The following is a 16,028-nucleotide window of genomic DNA, read 5'->3' on the forward strand; positions in this document are numbered from 1 at the left end:
ATTGTCAAGAAAATCTAGAAGTAGTTCATCTTCATCGCCGCGAGTACTAATTTCAATGTTTCTTGAGCTTCCGCTCGTGCCTTTTCGGTCCCTTCTCTCAAAATCTTTTCAATCAACTCCGGCTTTCCTTCGTATTCCGCTCTCCTCTTTCTTATCGGTTCCAAGAAATTATCCAAAACCTCAACCAAAAACTCCTTGACTTCAACATCCTTGACTTCTCCCTTTTTATACTTCTCTTTATAACTTTCAACTTGTGACTTGTGACTTTCTCCGGCAAACGCATCCAAATAAACAAACACCGGATTATTCTCCACTTCACCAGGTTCATCTCCATGCACCCGATTCGGGTCTGTATACATTCCCATAACCTTTTTCTTAACTTTCTCGCTGCTGTCCGAAAGATTAATCACGTTTCCGGCACTTTTACTCATCTTCGCCTTCCCATCTGTTCCTGTCAAAGTTCCAATATCGTCTGGAATCAAAGCCTCTGGAACAGGCAATGTTTCTCCACCGTTAGGTCCTGAGCTCGTCGAAGGATAGATTCTGTTAAATTCCTTCGCAATTTCTCTCGTAACTTCTATATGAGAAGCCTGATCTTTCCCGACGGGAACCAAGTTCGCCCTCACCATTAAAATATCCGCGGACTGCAAAACGGGATAAAAAAGTAGCCCGAGAGATGGGATTTGAATTTCTGCATCCCTCATTACGTCTTTAAGAGTCGGAATCCTCTCGGCTCTGGGTACAGTCACCAAATTACTAAAAATTACAGCCAGTTCCTCATTTTCCGGAATCATCGACTGCACATAAATTGTCGCCTTCTGAGGATCAATTCCCACGGAAAGATAATCCAGAACCATTTCGTGAATGTTTTCCTTAAGCTCACCAGTTTTTTCGGGCTTTGTCGTAAGTGTGTGAAGATCGGCGATTATAAAGAAGCATTCACACTCATCCTGCAGCCTGACCCTATTTTTAAGCGAGCCGACATAATGGCCGAGATGTAATCGCCCTGTCGGCCTATCCCCCGTTAATATTCTTTTCTTCATGATCGATGCCTTCCTGCTTGCCCCTCGAAGTTCTGCGTTGCAGAACGAAGTGGGGTAGGTCGGTCTCCTGTTGGTATCCTCATCTTCATTTTTTCCATCATATCATCCCTTCATAATGGTTTTCTAAGCAAGGATCGCAAAAATATTGTTTTTCCCCTTCCACGAACTTCCCTTCATCATTTCTCACAACTTCGCTAATAGGCAAAGTTAGTCGAGTCGTTTGGCAACCCGTGCAAAGATACTCGTGGCCTCGCTTCGAAATAAAGCTCCGGTGGTCCTCCAAATTCGCAACTACTTTAGAATTTTCAGTTAATCTTTCTAGCATATTTTTCCATTAAAAAACCCCGCTTGTCGGGGCCTTGTGTGGTTAATTTTGATTTTTAAACTTTAACTTTGATCTTCCTATTGAACCACGCAAGACTCAACCCAATTAAGGGGGCAAAGCCTGTGCATCCAAATGTAACTTACATTTGCTTGGTTCACGTCTAAATTAAAACAAAATTGGCAGCCTCAAGTCAAACTCAGCGTTGCTTTATCTCTGGCCTTACATCCTTCATCGCATCCCGATTTATTTTATATACGCTTCCTTCTCCAAACCGAAAATCAGGAGTAAATAAAGAATACTCATCGCCTTCTACTCTAACCCGCAGACATTTGTATTCGTTTTTTTCGTCGGCAAGTAAGCCCAGCATTCCCCTTGCCAGAGCCAGAGATGGATCTTTTACGAAATCTTCACGTTCTCGCACTACTTGTGCTACCCTTATAGAAACACCTCCAAACATATTCACCCTAGCATAACCTTCTCGGAGTGCACACCTAGCACTATTTACAAATTCCACTTCAAAGTCTACTTGTACTTCTCTAACTTCGGATCGATTTTGTTCTACAATCATATTTCCTCCTTTCTTTATTTACCCGCCCGAGTTCTGCTTCAGAACGAAGGAGGGCCACAAAAAAACTAGCCCTTCTTTACCCCGCTCAGCGGGCTGGCTAGTAATTTTGTTGTTTATTCGTAGAAAAGCTTTGCTTATTTGGCTCAGACGATCACAAAATTACCAACCGCTAGCGGCTAATAATGATGTGAATAATGTTCTTTCGAACGGTCGAGCTCATATGTTATTCATTTTTATATCAAACCACGTTGACTTTAGTCAACCATAACTCTAGAATAGCGCCGCAATGCCACCAGAAAGAAAACCTACAGAATTATATCTACCAAAAAGTCCGATGAAGCCGACGGAAATTTCCCCAAGAAATATATCTCGAAACATCGACCTGTGGTTTGCGGAAAAAAAATTCGACGGAATTAGAACACTCATACTTCTCTCGCCATCTATGGGAGTGATAATAACCACTGTTAACTCCAGAAATATAACCCCTCATTTCAGAATGATAGCGCGAGAGCTAGAACCTGTGGCATCCACACATATTGCAGTCCTCGACGGAGAATTAGTCCACACCGAAGGGAAAAATGCCTCTGATAGAAACCTGGTAGTTCACAGATCGACAGGTAGCAGGCAAGCTCCGGAAGAAGAATTCACCTTTCAAGCGTTTGATATTTTAAATTTGGACGGTGAGGATCTGACTAAACGACATATTGAAGACAGGAAAAGAAAATTAAGTGAGTTAATAACACCAACCGAACACGTAAAATTAGTTCAACCTTATACATACGAAGAATTGATAGTAGAACTCGAAAAAATGGAAGGCGATACTTATGATGAAGGGATCGTTTTAAAAAAGTTAGGCACAAACTATACTTCTGGACTTAGCTCTAACTGGCGAAAAGTAAAATACAACTAAGTTAAATCCACGATTTCATAATCACCTACGGCTTTTAACAGATCTTTCATATCTATGTTCAACCCTTTCGTTAAGTCCCCGCTCCCTAAATTAACGCGTTTTAGTTTCAATGCTTTTCGATCAAAATATAGGGGAATACCAACTAAAACAGGACAAACTGCGCCGACTGGAACTTTGACTACTTTTAAAACTTCTTCCGGTTTCGCGAGTTCCGCTTTTGTTCCAAAAAGCCTTTTTACTTTTTTAAAGTTGAGTCGATCCTGACCCCGAATCGCTAGCGCGATAAAAACGGTTTTAAATTCAAATCCTACCTTTTTCTCCGCTTTAATAATTAAAGTTTTTACCGTTTCTTTAGGATTTATTCCAAACTTAATTACATCCTCCACCCTAAGTACTTCCTGCCCAAAATCGATAATTTTAAAATCTATTCCCTCTTTTTTTAAAAACTTCTCGATCTTCCCAAAAACTGCCATATGGGAAATAATACAGGATTAATCCCTTCTTATTCTATCTGGCAATCTGACTTCAAGACCCTCAGGGCATAATGATCTCGAAACTCTTGCCAAAACTTGGGGTTCAGCGTCTCTGCCCTCCCTCCTGATCCCTTCAACAGCAACCTGCAAAACATCACAACTCATGCAGTTCCCGACTTGTTCCAATAAACATCTTTCTGACATAAAAGTTCACCTCCTTGTTTTTAACCACAAAAAAACTCGCCTATCTTGGCGAGTCTTGCTTTGTGTGGTTTTTTAGTTTTTTTACTTACTTCTTACCACAACAAAACTCGCCGCTTTGCGAGCTTTAAAAATAAATAAAAAGTTTCGTAGTAAACTAAGAATGTTAGACATTAAAAAGTAGCAAACTTACTGCCCTACTGCCAATACCACCTCAAAAGAGCATTGCTTTTCTGCCTTTTTAATATACCAAAACATCCTAAATTAGTCAACCTAGCAATTCCAACCTGCAAGTGATAATTGCCACAATTTATAGCCATGGTAGGAAATTGTGTAGCAGGGCTGGGAATCGAACCCAGGACCTTGGCGTTATATCACAGCCTTGTATATTTTGTAGCGGCGGTAGGAATCGAACCTACGACCTAAGCTTTATGAGGGCTCCGCTCTAACCACTGAGCTACACCGCCCTAAAATATACAACCTGATATATCAGAGGAGCCTGAAAGGAACTGCTGATATGAGTGCCACGCTCTAACCGACTGTGCTACCCTGCCAAGTCTGTATTCTATCAAATTCTCAAAAAAAAGACCCGACCACTTGTGCCAAGTCCTTTTCTTAATTTTTGAATGTCTCAATCCAACTTGCTTGCAAGTTGAAAATGAGAAACACCGAAACATTAAGTTTCTTGTCAAAAGAAACGACCAATGAAGGTCGTTTCGAGTTGGTAGCGGGGGCGGGAGTCGAACCCACTTCTGGAGATTATGAGCCTCCCGAGATACCGTTTCTCCACCCCGCGTCGATTAGTGTTGCGTTATTTTAGCTTCAAAACCGGCTTATGTCAACCTTATTTAACCTTCGAAGAATAGGCTCCACCATTTTTTCCAATTAGGATCATTTTGGCCTTGTTGTAAATTAATTTGCTTTTTTTCTTCTTCCTTAGGCAAAACCACGATTACTTCCCCTTCTTTGGCCAACCCCAATTTATTCCTGATCTCTTCTTCCGCGAATCTTTCTGTTTTTTTGTATTCAAGTTCTCTTTGTAAATTCTCATTCTCGCGGCTTAATTCCTCCAGCCTCACCTCGGCCTCAGTCACTTCTTGTGAATTCGTGCGCAGCGCAAGCAACCTTTTGGCGCCATTAAACACCAAAATAAGCATAAAAAGCACCGCAAAAATCAAAATCAAATTTCTCTTCACATTATCATTATACAAGGCTAAATATTTACAAAAATTGCTTTAGGCACGGAGCCAAATTTATTTGGCGAGTACCACAGGCCTTTTATGTAATAAAAGGCCTATACGCCCAAAAAGGCACGTCCTTGACAATACCTATAGGCCACAGGTATACTTTACACTGTTAAGCTTCCCTGCTGCCGATCCTGCGCACTGCTATTTTTGTACTTACAAACATTAAATGAAACAGTTACAAGAAGCTCATAAAGAATTTATTGAGCACCTAAAAACCAAAAAGAGAACAACTTCTACAATACTTGCTTACGGCAAGGATATTGAGCAACTTGTCGGTTTTATGACCGAACAAAACAAAGCCCAAGTCCACGAAGTAACGGCCGAAGATATTAGAGGCTTTTTAACAAAACTCGAAAATTCAGGCTACACTAAAAAATCTCTTTCCAGAAAGCTAAATTCTACAAAAACCTTTTTCCGCTTTCTTAAAATTCAGGAATATATTACCGACGACCCTGCAAGCATGGTCGAGCATCCAAAATTCGAAACCAAACCCCCAAGAATTCTCACTCCCCTAGAATACAGAGCACTTAGAGACGCAGCTCGCGACGACGCAAGACTTGCTGCAATTATCGAAGTTTTATTGCAAACCGGAATAAGAATTGGAGAACTTGCAAACCTAAAAATAGACGATGTCTACTTTGGAACTGAAGGAAAAGAAGGACATTTATACATTTCACCGGCAGAAAACAGACAAGAACGCACAGTTCCCCTCAACAAATCAGCCGAAGCCGCTCTTAAGCGCTACATAGAAGTAAGAGCAAAAACTACAAATAAAGCTCTCTTCGTTACAAAAACCGGCAAACCGCTTTTGGTCAGAAACATCAGAACCGCAATCGATAGGTTCTACAAAAAAGCAGGAATTTCTGGCGCTAAGGTCAACGACCTAAGACACACTTGGGTTGCACATCACCTGTCTCGCGGAACTTCCCTTATATTAATAAGCAAAGTCGCAGGCCACAAAAGGCTTTCGACAACAGAGCGATATCTCGCCATAATCCAACCCCCCAAAGGCGAGGAAAAGGTAAGGCTCGAAGAGCTCTAACTTTTCCGAGCAGTTTACCCTGAGAGTCGAAGGGAGGAAAAAGTCCGCCTCGAAGAAACTCTAAGCTCCATTGACAACCTTTTTTAAAACTGTTTAAACTGGTTCCATGCCCGAAGTCACCCCCGAAGTAATGCAAGCCCTAGGTTTGGATCGCGAAGTTGTTGAACGTATTCAGAAAGAACGAGATCAAAAGCTGGAAGCAATTAAAACCTCGAGAGCAAACGGTGCTTCCCTCTACGAATTCGCACGAAATAAACCTGTAACCGAAATTAAACTCGCTGGCGGCACACTCGAAGTTCCCCCGACACCTCTTGATGAATTATCAGAAGTTATCGCTCAAAGGACCAAAAGTTTGGAGCAACAAACAGGTTCCGCAGAGCCCATCAGTCAAATTAAAGCATTCGCGGAAGGACTAGGAGACAAGGCACTCCAAGACCGAAATTTCAAAGTTGCAGTCCCTCTTCTTAATTACGCCTCACCAAGCGGAATCGTTAATAACAGTGAAGTAGTCGCAAAGATTAAAAATCTTGTAGGGGAAAATCCGGAAGAATTAGTCACAGTGGCAGAACTCATAGAAGAAACAAGAAGAGCGTCTGTTCCCGAACCAGCACCTGCGACAACACCAGAACCTATCCCAGTCACACCCACAACCCCACCGCCATTCGAACCAATTCCAACCCCAAACCCAAGCCCGACGCCACCACAATCAACAGAAGCCACACCAGCCGCAACTCCAGCTCCTGCGGAAATTCACAAACTCTACGACGTCAATGAACAGGGGTTGCGGCCAGTTCCCGCACCTAAACCTCAACCACAAACTCCGACAGAACCAAAAGCCGCTTAAGCCTTTTTCTTAAAAAGATCCGAAAGCACGTCAAAAATAAGAATTAGAATCATTGGCGCAAGAAGAAGTCTCCAAAACCACGAGACAAAAAATATCAATACTACTCCCGCTGCCGCGATAATCAAAAAGATAATTTTTCGAATCATTTCGTTTTAGTGACTTCGACAAGCTCAGTCAATACTCCCTGAGTGAAGTCGGAAGGATTATTGGCCAATTTTTCAGTTTTGTAGATTTTAAAACTTTTTTAGTATACTCCCATAAAGTCTTAGGAAACAATCCGGCCGAGCTCATATCTCGGCGGGTTTTTTTAAGGCCAGAATTTAGAGATTATTTCTGCTTTATTATATAAACGACCATCAAGACTGTGGCTATGCGAAAAAGACAGACAGAGATTCAGACAAAAGACACTTTGACGAGATGGGCGAATTCGGCAAACAAATAAGAATAGTCGTCAACCCTCATCTACAAGAGGAACAGGGTTCTATCGCTGCCAAGTAAAAACCTTGCCCAAACTGGTTTAGTTTGTTAATATAACTCGAAGGACTTGAGGGGAAGGGTTCCCGAAACAAGCCCTTTTTTTGGAAGTAAAATGGCAGAAGCTCACTTTTCGCTAGCAGCTGAAGAACTTTTTAAAATTGGTCCCCTACCGATAACCAATACCATTTTAACGACTTGGATCGTGACAATTATATTGATCACTTTCGCCTATCTCGCGACCAGAAAAATTTCCCCAATCCCCCATGGTATTCAAAACGTTGCAGAATTTGCAGTAGAGAGTTTGAGTAATCTTGTCGAAAGTGTCGCTGGCGACAAAACGAAAGTGTTTTTACCAATTATCGCCAGCTTTTTCTTTTTTATCCTGGTTGGGAATTACATGGGGCTCCTTCCTGGTTTTGGCACAATCGGATTTTACGAAAATATCCATGGAGAAAAAACTTTCGTGCCGTATCTAAGATCGATTAATTCCGATCTCAATACAACGCTGGGCCTTGCTCTCATCTCTGTTGGATTTACCCACTACTATGCAGTCAAATATCTTGGCATTAGTGACTACCTTAAAAAATGGTTTAGCTTAAACCCGATTTTTCTATTCGTTGGCATCATGGAACTTGTGGGAGAGTTTACAAAAATTATTTCTCTTTCTTTCAGGCTGTTTGGAAATGTCTTTGCGGGAGAAGTTGTTCTGGCAACCGCCTCCACCAAACTCTTTGCTTTTATAATCCCCGTACCTTTCTATTTTTTGGAGCTTTTAGTAGGGTTTGTTCAAGCACTCATTTTCGCTATACTAACACTTGCATTTATGGTAATTTTAACGAATAAAGAAGGGCACTAAATAAAATTAATCATAAAAATCGTTAGGCCCGCAGTCCTAAGAGTATCGAAGAACAAGGACCACAGCTTTGCTTATTAGGTTTGTCCTTAAATTATTTAGAAAGGAGGTTGAACAATTTGGAAATCGTACTAGCAAAAGGCGCATCAATAGCAATCGGAGGAATGATTCCTGCTCTTGCAATCGGACTTATCGGCTTCAAAGCCATGGAAGCAATTGGTAGAAATCCTGACGCTTCCGGAAAAATTTTACCCGCAATGTTGATCGGTATGGCGTTTGCAGAGGCTATCGCAATTTACGCTTTAATTTTAGCTTTTACCGGCTAACAAATATATCAGGGTCAATAATCCCTTCGACTTCGCTCAGGGAATATTGACTGAGCTTGTCGAAGTCAAATAGTTTGATACCTGATACCTTTAAAAATGGAGTTTTTGCGCGACTTTGGATTACAACCAACATTACTACTCGCCCAGATAGTCAACTTCCTGGTTATTCTTTTTGTACTCAAAAGATTCTTTTACAAACCAATTGTAAAAATGCTGGATGATCGCAAACAGAAAATTGAGGAAAGTTTAAAAAATGCAGACACTATTGAGGAAAAATTAAAAGAGACTGAAGAAAAAACGGCCAAAATTTTGGAAGAATCAAGGAAAAATGCGCAAGACATAATAACTGAGGCTCAAAAAGAAGCTGAAAGAATTGCCCAGGAAGCAAGCAAAGAAGCCAGGGTGACAATCGAACACGCACTTTCCGCGGCTCGAGAACAGATAGAAAGCGAAAGACAAGCAGCGCGAAAGCAAGTTGAAAAAGAAATGCTAGATTTAGTCGCCCTCGTTATTAAAAAAGTTCTTGGAAGCGAACTTGGGCCCAAAGAAAAACAAAGCTTAACGGCAAAGGCAATATCAGAAATCCAAAAACAAACACATTGAGCAAGAAAAAACAAAAACAAATCGCAAAATTTCTCTTTAAAAGAAGCCTGACAGGCGGGTTTGTCGACGAGAAAAAAATAAAAATCATTCTCGCCTCCCTGTCCAAAGAAAACTCGGCGGGAATTGTGGGGATTTTAAAAAGTTATAAAAGGTTGATCGAAGCAGCAATTGCAAGAGAAGAAGTAATTGTAGAAGTGGGATCTGCAATAACAAATGCCAAAAGCATCGAAAAGAAGCTTCTCGAAAAAACAGGCGCAAGAAGAGTTATTTTTAAGTTGAACTCGCAAATTGTCTTTGGCGCAAGAGTAAAACATGGAGATTGGATTTGGGACGATACTCTCGACGCCAAACTAGAGCAAATAATTTTAAATTTTTAAATGAATTTTAAATGATTTAATTTTAGAAATTTAAGAATTAGGATTTGATTAGAAATTAGAAATTGACAAAAATGAGCATTGTCGACGAAATAGAAAAGCAAATAGAAAAAACCAGACTTTCGTCTGTTGCCAAAAACGTCGGTAAAATAACCGAACTTGGAGACGGGGTAGCTCGTGTCAGCGGGCTTTCAGACGTTTCTGCTTCTGAAATTGTCCTCTTCACCCACAACATAACCGGACTCGCACTCAATCTGGAAGAAGACAACGTCGGTATAATTATTTTTGGCGATTGGACTAAATTAAAAGAAGGCGACGAAGCAAGAACTTCAGGCAAAATTCTTCAAGTTCCCGTCGGGGAAAAATTAATCGGCAGAGTCGTCGACGCGCTCGGCAATCCCCAGGACGGCAAAGGTGCAATCACCGCAAAAGATAACTACCCCGTCGAAAAAATTGCTCCCGGAGTTATATATCGCCAATCAGTCGACACTCCCCTTCAAACAGGTCTTAAAGCAATAGACGCGATGATCCCAATCGGCCGTGGCCAGAGGGAACTCATTATCGGTGACAGGAGCCTTGGTAAAACCGCGCTCACACTCGACACAATCATCAACCAAAAAGGCACAGGCGTCATTTGTATTTATGTCGCAATCGGCCAGAAAACCAGCAAAATCGCGCAAGTTGTTTCAATTCTCGAAAAGCACAAAGCTATGGACCACACGATCATCGTTTCCGCGCCCGCTTCCGATTCCGCAACGATGCAATTCGTTGCTCCATACGCGGGAACTGCAATCGGTGAATACTTTATGGACCGCGGAAAAGACGCGCTAGTTGTTTACGACGACCTTTCCAAGCACGCATGGGCTTACAGACAAATTTCCCTGCTTCTTAAAAGACCTTCGGGAAGAGAAGCATATCCAGGCGACGTTTTCTATCTCCACTCAAGATTACTCGAACGTGCAGCAAGAATGGCAGAAAAATATGGCGACGGCTCGCTTACTGCTCTGCCAATTATCGAAACTCAGGCCGGAGACGTCTCCGCCTACATCCCAACCAATGTTATTTCGATAACCGATGGCCAGATTTTCCTCGAAGCAGAACTTTTTAACGCAGGCATCAGACCAGCCGTAAACCCAGGCATTTCAGTTTCTCGTGTTGGTGGTGCAGCTCAAACCAAGATGATGAAAAAAGTAGCAGGATCTCTCCGGCTCGACCTTTCTCAGTATCGAGAACTGGTAACCTTTGCCCAATTCGGTTCCGATTTGGATCCTCAAACCCAGGCAAAGCTAGAACGAGGTAAAAGAATTGTCGAAATCCTAAAGCAGGAACAATTTAAACCAATGGACGTATCATCTCAAGTCTCCGTCATCTGGGCAGCAGTGAATGGCTACTTGGACTCCGTCCCTCTTGACCAGATTAAAGCTACAGAACAGCGTATCGTGGTTGCACTTTCGACAAACAAAAGGCTCAAAAATTACATGGAAGAGAAAAAGGATTTTGACGATTTTGTTCAAAAGGAACTCGAAAAGATGATTTCTTCAATCGTCGGTAAAAGTTCAGCTGCAAGTGAGAATGCGGAACCTAAACCGACTCCATCAAAAACCTCGCCCAAAAAATCATCCCGAAAAATAAAATCATTGCCCAGAAAACCGAAAAGGAGGAAACGCTAAATTCAAGCATCCCGACACTTGATACTTAACACACTAACCTATGGCCCAAATCAGAGAAATCAAACAACGAATTAGATCAGTAACCAACACCTCCAAGGTAACTCATGCAATGGAGCTTGTTGCAGCAGCCAAAATGAAAAAGAGCCAGGAAGCAGCTTTGGCTTCCCGCCCATACACCCTCGCCTTAAATCAAATTCTGGCAGAAGTCAGGCAGAAAGCGAAAGAGGCTTCTCACAAACTTTTGAACAATAATAGCGCACAAACCGAGCTTTTAATCTTGATTACAACAGACAGAGGCTTAGTTGGAGGCTTAAATATTAACTTATTTAGAGAAGTTGCAAACTTAAATAAAAATGCAAAATATATAGTCGTCGGCAAGAAAGGAACACTTTTTGCCTCAAAATCGCACGCAGACATTGTTGCCAGTTTCAATTCCGACGAATACTCCCCCCTCGATCTTGCAAGAACTTTAACCAAGCTGGCAACGGAAAGCTTTATAAAAGCAGAGGTAGCGTCGGTTAAGGTCGCATACCCTGATTTTCAATCTACGGTCAAACAAATCCCAACAATAACTCAGGTCCTTCCAATTGAACTTACAGAAGAGAAAAAATCGGAAGGAGTAGAGGCTGATCTTCTTTTCGAGCCCAACGCGAGCATGATACTAGAAAACATTTTACCTCATTACGTCCTGACAAAAATCTATCAAACAGTCTTAGAAGCAAAAGCTTCCGAACACAGCGCCAGAATGGTTTCGATGAAGAACGCGACAGACGCGGCAGGCGACTTAATAGAAGACCTGACGCTTAACTACAACCAGGCAAGGCAGGAAGCGATCACTAAAGAACTTTTGGATATAATAACAGCTCAAGGAGCGTTTCAATAAATTGATCTAATTTCTAATTGACCTAATTAACCTAAATAATTAGAAAATTTTAAAATTAGGATTTGATTAAAAATTAGAAATTAGAAATTAAAAGAAAAATGCCTAGTAAAACAGTAAGAAGCGCAAAAATAAATAAAGCAGATAAAACTGGTGGTCATATTGTCCAAATAATTGGTCCTGTTGTCGACGTCGAATTCACAAGCGGTAATCTTCCCGATATCTATGCCGCTCTCACCATCGGAGACCTTGTTTTGGAAGTTCAACAACACTTGGGCGAAAATATTGTAAGGGCTGTTTCTCTGGGACCAACTGATGGTTTAAAAAGAGGCACCACAGTAACGAATACAGGCGAGCCCATTAATGTTCCAGTTGGGGTCGAAACTCTAGGCAGAATATTTAACGTTTCTGGCCAACCAATAGACAACAAGGGTCCGGTAAAAGCAAAAAAGACTTACCCCATTCACAGACCTTCACCCACGCTAATAGATCAAGAAACCCAGCCGGAATTACTAGAAACCGGCATTAAAGTAATCGATTTGATGGCACCTTTCCTTAAGGGTGGAAAGGTCGGCATTTTCGGCGGAGCAGGTGTGGGTAAAACGGTCATTATTCAGGAACTCATTAACAATATCGCCAAAGAACACGGCGGTTATTCTGTTTTTGCGGGCGTTGGTGAAAGAACACGTGAAGGAAACGACCTTTACCGAGAGATGAAGGAGGCAGGAGTTCTCGACAAACTGGCAATGGTTTTTGGACAAATGAACGAACCTCCTGGGGCAAGGTTTAGAGTCGCGCTTGCTGCCCTTTCAATCGCCGAATATTTCCGTGACGAAAAACACCAGGACGTTTTACTCTTTATCGACAATATTTTTAGATTCGCTCAGGCCGGAAGCGAAGTCTCCGCCCTTCTTGGAAGAACTCCGTCCGCCGTCGGTTACCAACCAACGCTCGCAGCAGAAATGGGTGCGCTTCAGGAAAGAATTACCTCTACGAAAAAAGGGTCAATTACAAGTCTGCAGGCCGTCTATGTTCCGGCTGACGATTATACTGACCCCGCTCCCGTCGCCACTTTCGCACATCTCGACTCAACAATTTCACTCGAAAGATCGATAGCAGAGCAAGGAATTTACCCTGCTGTTGACCCGCTTTCATCCTCATCCAGCGCTCTTGACCCTCAGATTGTGGGCGAAAAACACTACAACGTCGCACAAGATGTTAAAAAAGTCCTCCAAAGATACAGGGAACTAACAGACATTATCGCGATTCTGGGTGTCGAAGAGTTATCCGACGAAGACAAGGTGACTGTTTCCCGGGCACGAAAGATCCAAAGATTCCTTTCTCAGCCAATGTTTGTCGCGGAAACCTTTACCGGCAAAAAAGGTGCTTACGTTCCAATTGCAAAGACAGTCGAGAGCTTCGACCGCATCTTGAAAGGCGAATTCGACGATGTATCCGAAGGAGACTTTTACATGAAGGGAGATATCAGTGACGTTAAGAAATAATATCAAACATCAAAATGCAAAGATCAAAGTTAAGGAAATTCTCCATGCGCGGAGTTTACCCTGAGTCCTATCGAAGGGCTTAGTCGAATAGTATATATTGTTCGAGCGTAGTCGAGAACTTCCACAATTTTGATTTTTGATCTTTAAATTTTGGATTACTATGATTCATCTACAGATAATCACACCCGAAAAAACAGTTTTTGACGACGAAGTCGATCAAATTTCGCTCCCAACAACGCTTGGCCAAATCACCGTTCTTCCCCACCACATCGGTTTGGTTACTCAAGTTGAACCAGGCGAATTAATCTTCAAAAAGAATCAAAAAGAAAAAATCCTGGCTGCCGGTTTTGGATTCGCCCAAATTGGCAAAGACAGAATTAAAGTACTTGTAGACCTGGCAGCACCCGAAGAAGAAATCGAAGAAAAGAAGATTGAAGAAGCAAGAAAACAGGCAGAAGAAGCGCTCAAACAAAAACACATCCTCTCCGAAGAAGAATACGCTCTCGCTGCCGCCAATCTTCAAAAAGCCCTCGTCCAGCTTAGAATAAAGAGAAGACGTCGAGTGTAATATCTGCCAATTTCCATTTTCCATTGATTTAATAATTGATCAATTTAAAAATTTGAAAATATATGGCAAATGGCAGATGATAAATGGAAAATAATGTACAAATCAATCGTTCTCTCCGGTCCGGTAGCTTCCGGAACATCAACAGCAGCAAAATCTCTCGCCGAAAAATTTAATCTGGAACTCCACATAGCAGGCGATTTCTTCCGAAAATACATACAAGATCACAATATTCCCCTACCAAATAAAGAAGAAATACCGGACGAAATTGAAAAACAAGTAGACGAAGACCTCACAAATCTTCTAAAAGACGCGAGCGGCGTTGTAGTTGACGCTCTTTATGCGGGCTATTTCACCCACGAAATACCCCACGTCTTAAAAGTTCTGCTTATATGCGACGAAGAAGAGCGCATCAAAAGAGCCCTTAGGCGCCACCACACACACTTAGAAACAGCAGAAGACGTCATAAAGCGAGATCGCGCTCACGACAAAAAGTTCAGGAAACTTTACGCCGACGAAAACTTTTTAGATCCTAAGTTTTTTGACCTTGTAATTGACACAACCAAAACTCAACCAGAAGACGTTGTAGAAAAAATCTCAGAAAAATTCGGCGAAAATAACCCTGTCATTGCGAGCACATTCGATGACTCAGTGTAAACTTCGCGAAGCAAATCTCTTCATGTCATTCTGGAGCCCTTCACCCTGTCATCCTGAGCGGAGCGAAGGATCTTTTTGTTCAGGATATACCCCGCGATAGAATCTGAACTAGATTGCTTCGTCGTTTCACTCCTCGCAATGACATCTACTTTAAAGACCAATCTGCTTAAGCTAAACTTAGTTGTGGATCAAGAACAGCAAACTCCTCAAAAACGCCCTTTCCATATACCTGCTGTACTCATGTCCCTGCTCATCTTTCTGACGGGTCCTCTCGCCTATTTTCTGATGATTAGGGAGAAAAAATATCACAGATGGCTTTCTGTACTGTTAATTCTGTTCGGCCTCTCTTACGGCTTAATATTTGCTTTTCAGTCTCTCGTAGTGGGACCTAACATAGATACCGTTCTTCAAAATGTAGGTGCAAAACCTCAAACCCCAATTGTATCGGACTATTTTTTACTCGCCTTTAATGTTTTAGAATTGATATTCGGGGTTTACCTTTTTATACAAACAAAATCTCAAAATGGCCCATCAAAAACGCTTCTTTTAATAGCCGCTACTTTACTTAGTGCAAATGCAATTATTGTCGCGATAGAAACTTACAACAGCGTCGACTCAACTCTGATTCCCTATTATAAGACTGCTTCGGAGCTCAACTATTGAGTGAGACGCGAGGCTAATCCAAACTTGGCGTTCAGAGCTTTAAGAAAATGATCACGGTCCAAATATCCTAGCTTCACCCGGCTTTTTCCTTTTGAAACTTTGATACTTTGACCTTTAGAAACACTCTCATGCTGCTGGCCATCAATAATCAAAGAAACATCGTCTCCGGCAATTACCTTAACTTCGACAGTATTTTCCGGCGAAATTACAACAGAAGGTATTGGCAAACCATGCGCGGAAATTGGAGTAATTAAAATCGCGTCTATTTGAGGATCTACTATTGGCCCACCAGAAGAAAGTGAATATGCGGTTGATCCCGTTTGAGTACTGATAATAACCCCATCTCCCGAAATATTTAGAAATTTCTGACCGTTAACAAAAACTTCAAGATTTACTACTCTATACGCACTTTTTACGACAATTTCGTTCAAGGCCCTAAAAGTTTCAAATTTTCGGTTTCTGGTTTCTGGTTCGAGATTAGCCTCGATTGTCATGCTCTCGCTGACCTCATAATTGCCCTCGAGTACATGATCTACAACCTCTTGCCAATCTTTGCCTTCAGCAGCCGTCAGAAAGCCTAATGTGCCCTCATTTATGCCTATAAAGGGTACATTTAACTCCATGTTCGCGCACGAAACATGGAGCAGCGTTCCGTCCCCACCTATGGTAATTACAGCCTCAACTTCGCTAAGATTAGCCTCATCCACCACATCGTGGCCTTTCCCTTCTATATAAGAAGCAACCTCTTTTGCAAGGTCTTGTGCCTTCGTATTATCTTTTGCTGCTACAACTCCAAATTTCA

The 16,028-nt window shown here is 41.9% G+C and carries 19 protein-coding genes and 2 tRNA genes; 13 read left to right on the forward strand and 8 right to left on the reverse strand.

The genetic code is table 11. The annotated features are described in order from the left end of the window. Positions 1 to 14: 14 nt before the first annotated feature. A complete protein-coding gene (gene trpS, locus NUV69_05500) occupies positions 15 to 1,043 on the reverse strand; it encodes a tryptophan--tRNA ligase (GenBank protein MCR4325110.1) in 1,029 nt (342 codons plus the stop codon). A 521-nt stretch (positions 1,044 to 1,564) separates the two neighbouring features. Continuing rightward, the gene (locus NUV69_05505; protein MCR4325111.1) at positions 1,565 to 1,936 is read right to left on the reverse strand and encodes a hypothetical protein; all 372 of its coding nucleotides are present in this window, start codon (positions 1,934 to 1,936) and stop codon (positions 1,565 to 1,567) included. 286 nt (positions 1,937 to 2,222) lie between these two features. Between NUV69_05505 and NUV69_05510 the strand changes: the two genes are divergently transcribed. Further along, positions 2,223 to 2,846 carry a hypothetical protein gene (locus tag NUV69_05510; protein ID MCR4325112.1) on the forward strand — a complete coding sequence of 208 codons (624 nt, stop codon included), beginning with the start codon at positions 2,223 to 2,225 and terminating at the stop codon, positions 2,844 to 2,846. Here the strand turns inward: NUV69_05510 and NUV69_05515 are convergent. The 4 genes from NUV69_05515 to NUV69_05530 form a co-directional block, all read right to left on the reverse strand. Then, positions 2,843 to 3,319, reverse strand: a complete 477-nt coding sequence (locus tag NUV69_05515) for a YbaK/EbsC family protein (GenBank protein MCR4325113.1) — start codon at positions 3,317 to 3,319, stop codon at positions 2,843 to 2,845. The genes NUV69_05510 and NUV69_05515 overlap by 4 nt on opposite strands. Before the next feature lie 595 nt (positions 3,320 to 3,914). After that, a tRNA-Met gene (locus tag NUV69_05520) sits at positions 3,915 to 3,987 on the reverse strand. A gap of 255 nt (positions 3,988 to 4,242) precedes the next feature. Further along, positions 4,243 to 4,316: transfer RNA gene (locus tag NUV69_05525), tRNA-Met, on the reverse strand. Between the two features lie 52 nt (positions 4,317 to 4,368). Next, positions 4,369 to 4,716 (reverse strand): septum formation initiator family protein, encoded by a 348-nt coding sequence (locus NUV69_05530; protein MCR4325114.1) that lies wholly within the window; start codon positions 4,714 to 4,716, stop codon positions 4,369 to 4,371. 217 nt (positions 4,717 to 4,933) lie between these two features. Here NUV69_05530 and NUV69_05535 point away from each other — a divergent pair, with 217 nt between their 5' ends. Beyond that, the gene (locus NUV69_05535) at positions 4,934 to 5,809 is read left to right on the forward strand and encodes a tyrosine-type recombinase/integrase (GenBank protein MCR4325115.1); all 876 of its coding nucleotides are present in this window, start codon (positions 4,934 to 4,936) and stop codon (positions 5,807 to 5,809) included. A 106-nt stretch (positions 5,810 to 5,915) separates the two neighbouring features. Then, the gene (locus tag NUV69_05540; protein MCR4325116.1) at positions 5,916 to 6,653 is read left to right on the forward strand and encodes a hypothetical protein; all 738 of its coding nucleotides are present in this window, start codon (positions 5,916 to 5,918) and stop codon (positions 6,651 to 6,653) included. Here NUV69_05540 and NUV69_05545 read toward each other — a convergent pair. Continuing rightward, positions 6,650 to 6,799, reverse strand: coding sequence for a hypothetical protein (locus NUV69_05545; GenBank protein ID MCR4325117.1), 150 nt, complete (start codon positions 6,797 to 6,799; stop codon positions 6,650 to 6,652). The two genes, NUV69_05540 and NUV69_05545, sit on opposite strands and share 4 nt — an antisense overlap. Positions 6,800 to 7,242: 443 nt before the next feature. Here NUV69_05545 and atpB point away from each other — a divergent pair, with 443 nt between their 5' ends. From atpB to NUV69_05595, 10 genes are all read left to right on the forward strand, one after another. After that, positions 7,243 to 7,986 (forward strand): F0F1 ATP synthase subunit A, encoded by a 744-nt coding sequence (gene atpB, locus NUV69_05550; GenBank protein MCR4325118.1) that lies wholly within the window; start codon positions 7,243 to 7,245, stop codon positions 7,984 to 7,986. Between the two features lie 116 nt (positions 7,987 to 8,102). Further along, positions 8,103 to 8,309, forward strand: coding sequence for an ATP synthase F0 subunit C (locus NUV69_05555; protein MCR4325119.1), 207 nt, complete (start codon positions 8,103 to 8,105; stop codon positions 8,307 to 8,309). A gap of 96 nt (positions 8,310 to 8,405) precedes the next feature. After that, positions 8,406 to 8,912, forward strand: coding sequence for a F0F1 ATP synthase subunit B (atpF, locus tag NUV69_05560; protein ID MCR4325120.1), 507 nt, complete (start codon positions 8,406 to 8,408; stop codon positions 8,910 to 8,912). Next, positions 8,909 to 9,289, forward strand: coding sequence for a F0F1 ATP synthase subunit delta (locus NUV69_05565; protein MCR4325121.1), 381 nt, complete (start codon positions 8,909 to 8,911; stop codon positions 9,287 to 9,289). The genes atpF and NUV69_05565 overlap by 4 nt, the downstream gene beginning before the upstream one ends. A 71-nt stretch (positions 9,290 to 9,360) precedes the next feature. Beyond that, entirely contained in the window at positions 9,361 to 10,956 is a 1,596-nt protein-coding gene (gene atpA, locus NUV69_05570; GenBank protein ID MCR4325122.1) for a F0F1 ATP synthase subunit alpha, read from the forward strand. A 40-nt stretch (positions 10,957 to 10,996) separates the two neighbouring features. Continuing rightward, positions 10,997 to 11,839: an ATP synthase F1 subunit gamma gene (gene atpG / locus NUV69_05575; protein ID MCR4325123.1), complete on the forward strand. Its 843-nt coding sequence runs from the start codon at positions 10,997 to 10,999 to the stop codon at positions 11,837 to 11,839. A gap of 98 nt (positions 11,840 to 11,937) precedes the next feature. Beyond that, the gene (gene atpD, locus NUV69_05580; protein MCR4325124.1) at positions 11,938 to 13,341 is read left to right on the forward strand and encodes a F0F1 ATP synthase subunit beta; all 1,404 of its coding nucleotides are present in this window, start codon (positions 11,938 to 11,940) and stop codon (positions 13,339 to 13,341) included. 160 nt (positions 13,342 to 13,501) lie between these two features. Next, complete coding sequence (gene atpC, locus NUV69_05585) at positions 13,502 to 13,909, forward strand: ATP synthase F1 subunit epsilon (GenBank protein MCR4325125.1); 408 nt, start codon at positions 13,502 to 13,504, stop codon at positions 13,907 to 13,909. Between the two features lie 69 nt (positions 13,910 to 13,978). Continuing rightward, the gene (locus NUV69_05590) at positions 13,979 to 14,563 is read left to right on the forward strand and encodes a cytidylate kinase family protein (GenBank protein ID MCR4325126.1); all 585 of its coding nucleotides are present in this window, start codon (positions 13,979 to 13,981) and stop codon (positions 14,561 to 14,563) included. Positions 14,564 to 14,746: 183 nt separating this feature from the next. Further along, positions 14,747 to 15,226 (forward strand): hypothetical protein, encoded by a 480-nt coding sequence (locus tag NUV69_05595; protein ID MCR4325127.1) that lies wholly within the window; start codon positions 14,747 to 14,749, stop codon positions 15,224 to 15,226. Here NUV69_05595 and NUV69_05600 read toward each other — a convergent pair. Continuing rightward, positions 15,220 to 16,028 (reverse strand): NAD(+)/NADH kinase (locus NUV69_05600; protein MCR4325128.1); only part of this gene is annotated, 809 nt, incomplete at its 5' end. The two genes, NUV69_05595 and NUV69_05600, sit on opposite strands and share 7 nt — an antisense overlap.

The sequence above is a fragment of the Candidatus Curtissbacteria bacterium genome (assembly GCA_024654445.1).
Lineage (GTDB): Bacteria > Patescibacteriota > Microgenomatia > Curtissbacterales > GWA2-41-24 > JANLHP01.

What these genes read in the sequence shown, in the direction of transcription:
- NUV69_05590 (MCR4325126.1), top strand. Translation starts at nt 13,979, where the DNA reads ATGGCAGATGATAAATGGAAAATAATGTACAAATCAATCGTTCTCTCC.
- atpC (MCR4325125.1), top strand. Translation starts at nt 13,502, where the DNA reads ATGATTCATCTACAGATAATCACACCCGAAAAAACAGTTTTTGACGAC.
- NUV69_05515 (MCR4325113.1), bottom strand. Translation starts at nt 3,319, where the DNA reads ATGGCAGTTTTTGGGAAGATCGAGAAGTTTTTAAAAAAAGAGGGAATA.
- atpD (MCR4325124.1), top strand. Translation starts at nt 11,938, where the DNA reads ATGCCTAGTAAAACAGTAAGAAGCGCAAAAATAAATAAAGCAGATAAA.
- NUV69_05535 (MCR4325115.1), top strand. Translation starts at nt 4,934, where the DNA reads ATGAAACAGTTACAAGAAGCTCATAAAGAATTTATTGAGCACCTAAAA.
- atpG (MCR4325123.1), top strand. Translation starts at nt 10,997, where the DNA reads ATGGCCCAAATCAGAGAAATCAAACAACGAATTAGATCAGTAACCAAC.
- atpB (MCR4325118.1), top strand. Translation starts at nt 7,243, where the DNA reads ATGGCAGAAGCTCACTTTTCGCTAGCAGCTGAAGAACTTTTTAAAATT.
- atpF (MCR4325120.1), top strand. Translation starts at nt 8,406, where the DNA reads ATGGAGTTTTTGCGCGACTTTGGATTACAACCAACATTACTACTCGCC.
- NUV69_05540 (MCR4325116.1), top strand. Translation starts at nt 5,916, where the DNA reads ATGCCCGAAGTCACCCCCGAAGTAATGCAAGCCCTAGGTTTGGATCGC.
- NUV69_05510 (MCR4325112.1), top strand. Translation starts at nt 2,223, where the DNA reads ATGCCACCAGAAAGAAAACCTACAGAATTATATCTACCAAAAAGTCCG.
- NUV69_05545 (MCR4325117.1), bottom strand. Translation starts at nt 6,799, where the DNA reads ATGATTCGAAAAATTATCTTTTTGATTATCGCGGCAGCGGGAGTAGTA.
- NUV69_05505 (MCR4325111.1), bottom strand. Translation starts at nt 1,936, where the DNA reads ATGATTGTAGAACAAAATCGATCCGAAGTTAGAGAAGTACAAGTAGAC.
- atpA (MCR4325122.1), top strand. Translation starts at nt 9,361, where the DNA reads ATGAGCATTGTCGACGAAATAGAAAAGCAAATAGAAAAAACCAGACTT.
- trpS (MCR4325110.1), bottom strand. Translation starts at nt 1,043, where the DNA reads ATGAAGAAAAGAATATTAACGGGGGATAGGCCGACAGGGCGATTACAT.